At 56.4% G+C, this 5892-nt stretch carries 5 protein-coding genes; all 5 read left to right on the forward strand.

The annotated features are described in order from the left end of the window. Nucleotides 1-404: WG repeat-containing protein (locus VLM75_01760; protein HSV95638.1), on the forward strand; the 404-nt coding region annotated here is incomplete at its 5' end. 327 nt (nucleotides 405-731) lie between these two features. Then, complete coding sequence (locus tag VLM75_01765) at nucleotides 732-1232, forward strand: transposase (protein ID HSV95639.1); 501 nt, start codon at nucleotides 732-734, stop codon at nucleotides 1230-1232. A gap of 18 nt (nucleotides 1233-1250) precedes the next feature. Next, nucleotides 1251-2486 (forward strand): hypothetical protein, encoded by a 1236-nt coding sequence (locus tag VLM75_01770; GenBank protein ID HSV95640.1) that lies wholly within the window; start codon nucleotides 1251-1253, stop codon nucleotides 2484-2486. A gap of 233 nt (nucleotides 2487-2719) precedes the next feature. Further along, nucleotides 2720-3133: a hypothetical protein gene (locus VLM75_01775; GenBank protein ID HSV95641.1), complete on the forward strand. Its 414-nt coding sequence runs from the start codon at nucleotides 2720-2722 to the stop codon at nucleotides 3131-3133. A gap of 64 nt (nucleotides 3134-3197) precedes the next feature. Then, nucleotides 3198-5892: helicase-related protein (locus VLM75_01780; protein ID HSV95642.1), on the forward strand; the 2695-nt coding region annotated here is incomplete at its 3' end.

The raw sequence follows: 5892 nt of genomic DNA on the forward strand, positions 1-5892 counted from the left end.
ACCCGGACGAGCAGCTCAAAGCGGTTTACTGCGAGGAGAAGGGCCTCTACGGATATGCCGACGGCGAGGGCCGCGTGTTCATCGCGCACCGCTACGAGGACGCCCGCGCCTTCGAGGGCAACCTCGCCGCCGTGCGCCTGGCGAACGGCTGGGGCTTCATCAACCGGCGCGGCACGCTTGTGGCGGGCGGCTGGTACGACGAGGTGCGCGGCTTCGCCGAGGGCCGCGCCGCGGTGAAGAAGGACGGTTTCTGGGGATACATCGACTCCGCGGGAAACACCATCCTCCACTGCACACTGGACGAGGCCGGCGACTTCAGCAACGGCAAAGCGGACATCACCTACCGCGGGTGCCGGGGCACCGCGTACCGCAACGGATATTTCGTGTATTATACGTGGAGGTAGGGCTATTGGTTGTGCGGCAGTCGGGTGTAAGGTTTTCCCTTACAAAGCCGCTCGCGCTATGCGCCCTTGCGCGCGGTGAAATGGGGTTGACGGAATGGGGATTTGAGATTACAGATTACAGATTACAGATTCAAGATTGAAGAGTGGTTTTGTTGCGTTAGATACAAGCATGACGTCGAGGGGTCCGCGGTGGCATTTAAAGAACGACACGGCCGCCCGTGATGTGTGTCTGAACCCCGGCCGCGTCGTGCGTGCCCCGTACGCGGCGGCCCGGATGGGCGAAATACAGAGAGCGGTACGGCGACCGTTGCCGGTGGAATACTGATCATGCGCGAACGCAGGCCGAACAGGGCACCCCGATTCGATTATTCGTCGCGCGGGGCCTATTTCATCACCACGAACGTCAAGCACCGCGCCGAATGGTTCGGCCGCCTGCACGGCGGCCGCATGGTGCTGAACGCCGACGGCCTCATCGCGCACCGGTGCTGGGCGGAGATCCCGGAACATTTTCCCGGCGTGAGGGTCGACGCGTTCGTCGTGATGCCGGACCATGTGCACGGGATCATCGTAATCGATGACGCGCCTTTTGTAGGGGCCAGGCATGCCTGGCTACAAAAGGCGCCCAATCACGCGATTATCCCGGTTGTGGTCGGATCGTATAAATCGGCGGTGTCGAAATTGATTCATCGTTTCGGTTCGCCGTCGTTCCAATGGCAACGGTCGTATCACGATACCGTTATCCGCGATCACCATGCGCTGCGTGGAGTTCGACGGTATATCGGGGAGAATCCGGCGAGGTGCGATGGGCACAGGCAGGAGATGGATTGATCTGAAAACGGTGCTACCATGACAAAAAAACACGATTATCACCGCATGCTGGGGCAGTGCGAAAAAAACTCGGAGATCACCGCCGAGTTCGTCGACCGGTTTCTCGTGCCGTACGCCGTTGAACGTGAAAACCTTGATCGGGAGTTCCTCGGCGCGGCTTCCCGGTACAGGGACGTTATCCGTAAAATGCCCGAGGGCTGGGCGGGATATTCCATGACGCAGTATGCCTGCCTGAAACTTTTCAAGCGCGGCGGGCTTGCGGCAAAATATGTCAACCATTCCGCGCTGAAGACTCGAAGTGCCGAGGAGATCGGGTTTTTGAAATTCCAGATCGATCATCCATGGCGTTTTTCCTTTTTCCGGGCCGAGCGTTCGCCGGAAGCGTTTTTTTTCGAATTAACCGATGTATTCACCGGGGAAGTATTCACCGTTTATTCGAAAGGCATTGACTCGATTCTTAAAACAAGCGGACCCCTGTCCATGCTGTTACTTCTTATCGGTTTTAACGGCCTGTGCTGGCAGACCTACGGAACGATTGCGTACTTTCGCGGCCTTCAGCCCATGGATATTTTTTCTTTTTCCACACTTCTCAACGGAAGTATAGAGCGCCTCGAGGAGGTCCCGGAATATATTGAAGACAATCCAATCCATTTCATGGTGCTGTATTACGGGGCCGAGCTTCCGGCCATGATAAGCAGGGGGCATCCCGTGGTCCACTGCAAATCGGAAGTAAAGAAAATCGACCTCGATCCCGAAAAGCTCTCCGACGCGGCCCTGGTCCGAAAAGTACAGCACATATATAAAATCACCCTGCCCGACTCGGAAGACTTTCCCCACTACGGGGTCTGCTATTATCATTCAAAGAAACGTCATCTCGTGGTAACCGCCATGACCGAATGGGCGTACGCAAAGATGGCGGAGCTGTTGGGCGAAAATGGAATTTCCGTGCCCGGGCGTCCGCGGATCTTCGCGACGCCGGTGATGATGTCGCTCCTGACGAAAGATTTAAAGATGAAAATCGATTACACGAGCCCCTACGCGAAAACCTTCGCGGGGCCCGAGCCTTCCGATGAAGAAAAGGCTCACCTGAACAAGCTCAACGCGGTGATGCGCGACATAATGGACGCGTTTAACGCGAAACGGCCGGTTGACGCCGCTGACCTCGCGCGCAGGCACGGCGTGGAAATGGAGACCGTGGAACAGATCATCGAGTCGGCGGAAAACGCGTTTAGGAATATTCCGGGGAGGGAGTAGGCGGATGCGGGACAGGGGTATTTATGATGCGCCCACAACGGAGACCCGCTGCGTGGAGTTCGACGGTATATCGGGGAGAATCCCGCACGACGGGGCGGGTGACAGGGGCGTGGTTCTGTGTGTGATGGGTGCGAATGGTATAGGGATATGTGACAGAGCTCCTGGGACATGGCCGATTTGAAAGTAGCCTTCGCAGTGTATGAATGTTCGTGTTCTAATATCTGGAGGTATGTATGGGTATTCTCAGGTTGTTGCTGAACATGGTGCCGGATGTTATTGCCGGATCAAGTCATGGTTCAAAAATTTACGAAGACGACAACGGGTATTATAGATTCAATGATTCCGACAAACCGGTACATCGCTGGGCCGCGGAAAAGAAGCTGGGACGTGCTTTGAGGCGCGGTGAGGTTGTACACCATAAGAACCGGAATAAAAAGACAACAGGCCGCAAAACCTCCGGGTATTCAGAAATCAGCATGAGCATGATCGGGCGCACGATTTCGACGCACGGGAGCGCGGGGAAGGGGCAAGTTATAGAGGGTTCAGGAAGAAAAATACTAATTATTGGAGATAAGAGAATCATTTATTGTGCCATACGCCAATTTGAAAGTATCACAGTCCTCGCTAAGCAGAATACCCTCTCGTAAAGCAGGGTAAAATGCAGGTCGAATTGTACAACTAATGTAGTATTTAAAGGTCAGGCGAATCAGTATGAAATTTGAGAATCTCCAGCCGGGCACAGTTCTACGGGGTATACTGCCCGATGGCATGGTAACGGTCGTCACGACCAAGTGGTTTGGATCGGAAGCGCTCGAGCTAACCTACAAGACACAGACAGGCAAAGTGGCGAACGAGTTGCTTTACCGTCATGATGAGGCCCGGATCGAGGTCGTCGAGCGAGGGCGCCCGTGGAGCTTTGACGGTGATGGTGCGTTGTTTCGCCTTGTGTCAGAAGCGCATCGTATCAGGCTCGCCTATCTTTTCGACCCCGTGCTGGCGGTTCATACCTCGATCGTCGAACCGCTTCCGCACCAGATTACCGCGGTGTATGAATCCATGCTGCCCCGCCAGCCTCTTCGCTATCTTTTGGCCGACGACCCCGGAGCCGGGAAAACCATTATGGCGGGCCTTTTAATGAAAGAGCTCATCGCGCGCGGCGACCTGCAGCGATGCCTTGTGGTCTGCCCGGGGAACCTTGCCGAACAATGGCAGGACGAGCTCTACCGAAGGTTCCATCTGCCCTTTGATATTCTCACCAATGACAAGCTGGAGGCCGCCCGTACGGGCAACTGGTTCCTTGAAAACAATCTCGTCATCGCGCGTCTGGACAAGCTCTCCCGCAACGAGGACGTGCAGGAAAAGCTGAAGGCTCCCGAATGCCGATGGGACCTGATCGTATGCGACGAAGCGCACAAGATGTCGGCCACCTTCTTCGGCGGCGAGATAAAATACACCAAGCGATATCGGCTGGGACAACTGCTTTCCACGCTCACCCGGCATTTCCTCTTGATGACGGCCACGCCGCACAACGGGAAGGAGGAGGACTTCCAGCTCTTCATGGCGCTCCTCGACGGTGATAGATTCGAGGGGAAATTCCGTGACGGCGCCCACGCCGTAGACGTATCCGATCTCATGCGTAGAATGGTAAAGGAAAACCTGCTCAAATTCGACGCCACGCCACTCTTCCCCGAAAGAATGGCTTATACGGTGCCCTATAAACTTTCCGATGCCGAGGCCCGGCTTTACAAGGAGGTAACCGAATACGTTCGCGAGGAATTCAATCGTGCCGATAAACTTCAAAATGACAAACGGGCCGGTACGGTAGGATTCGCTTTGACGATCCTACAGCGTCGACTGGCATCATCGCCGGAGGCAATATATAAGTCACTGCTACGCCGTCGTGAGCGGCTCGAAGGTCGCCTGCGTGAATTGGAATTACTCCAACGTGGCGGCGGCCCTGTATTGCCGCCGAATGACATGCCGGTTCTGGACGATGATGATGTTGAGGATCTTGAAGACGCGCCCGACAACGAGCTGGAAGCGGTTGAGGAGGAGGTCCTTGATCAGGCGACTACAGCACGCACCATAACTGAACTGAAAGCTGAAATAGAGACGCTTAAACATCTTGAATCGCTCGCGCTTGCTGTTCGTCGAAGTGGAGAGGACAAAAAGTGGAGGGAGCTCGCCAACCTTCTCTCGGAGATATTCACTGCCGAAGCGATCGGCGGCTCCGTTGCCGAAGGGAAGGCCGCTTACCGGACCGATCCTCCCCGTCCTGCGCCCTCACCATACCAGAAGCTCGTCATCTTCACCGAGCACCGGGATACACTGAACTACCTCGAGGGCAGGATATCGACCCTTCTCGGCCGCAGGCAGGCCGTGGTCTGCATTCACGGCGGCATGGGGCGCGAGGAGCGCATGAAAACACAGGAGTCCTTCAAGCACGATCCCACGGTGCAGGTGCTTCTGGCAACCGACGCGGCCGGGGAAGGGATCAACCTTCAGCGGGCGCACCTCATGGTGAACTACGATCTGCCATGGAATCCCAACCGGATCGAACAGAGATTCGGGCGGATTCATCGTATTGGACAGGCGGAGGTTTGTCATCTCTGGAACCTGCTGGCCGACGAAACGCGCGAGGGGGAGGTGTACCGAACCCTTCTCCAGAAGCTCGAAGAGGCGCGCAAGGCGCTCGGCGGCCAGGTGTTCGATGTTCTCGGCAAGATGCAGTTCGGCGGGAAGCCCCTGCGCGAACTCCTCATTGAGGCCATACGGTATGGTGAACGGCCCGAAGTACGATCGAAACTGACGCAGGTGGTTGAAAACGCCTTCGATCCATCACAGCTTCAGAATCTGCTGGAAGAGCGGGCGCTCGCCCACGACGCGATGGACGCAAGTCGCGTCTTTCGAATCCGTGAGGAGATGGAACGGGCGGAGGCGCGAAGACTCCAGCCACACTACATTGAATCATTCTTCCTCGAAGCGTTCAACCGTCTGGGGGGAGCGGTCAAGCAACGCGAACCGCGACGCTATGAAATCACCCGTGTCCCCGCTCCGGTGCGAAACCGCGACAGGCTTATAGGCATCGGAGAACCGGTGCTTCCGCGCTACGAGCGGATTGCGTTCGAAAAACCTCTGGTTGCCCCGCAGGGCCAGCCGCTTGCCGCCTTTGTCTGCCCCGGTCATCCGCTGCTCGATTCGGTGATCGATATCACACTGGAGCGCAACAGGGACCTTCTGCGTCGTGGTACCGTGCTGGTCGATGAACGGGACACGGAAAACGATATCAGGGTCATCTTTTATATGGAACACGCCATTCAGGACGCGGGAACAACCCGTGCGGGTGAACGACGGATCGTATCGAAACGGATGCTGTATATAGAAACTGACGCCGACGGTACAACCC

The organism is Spirochaetota bacterium, from assembly GCA_035477215.1.
Classification (GTDB): Bacteria; Spirochaetota; UBA4802; order UBA4802; family UBA5368; genus MVZN01.

Excerpts from the sequence above, each read along its gene's own strand:
- VLM75_01770 (HSV95640.1), top strand. The coding sequence starts at position 1,251 with ATGACAAAAAAACACGATTATCACCGCATGCTGGGGCAGTGCGAAAAA.
- VLM75_01765 (HSV95639.1), top strand. The coding sequence starts at position 732 with ATGCGCGAACGCAGGCCGAACAGGGCACCCCGATTCGATTATTCGTCG.
- VLM75_01775 (HSV95641.1), top strand. The coding sequence starts at position 2,720 with ATGGGTATTCTCAGGTTGTTGCTGAACATGGTGCCGGATGTTATTGCC.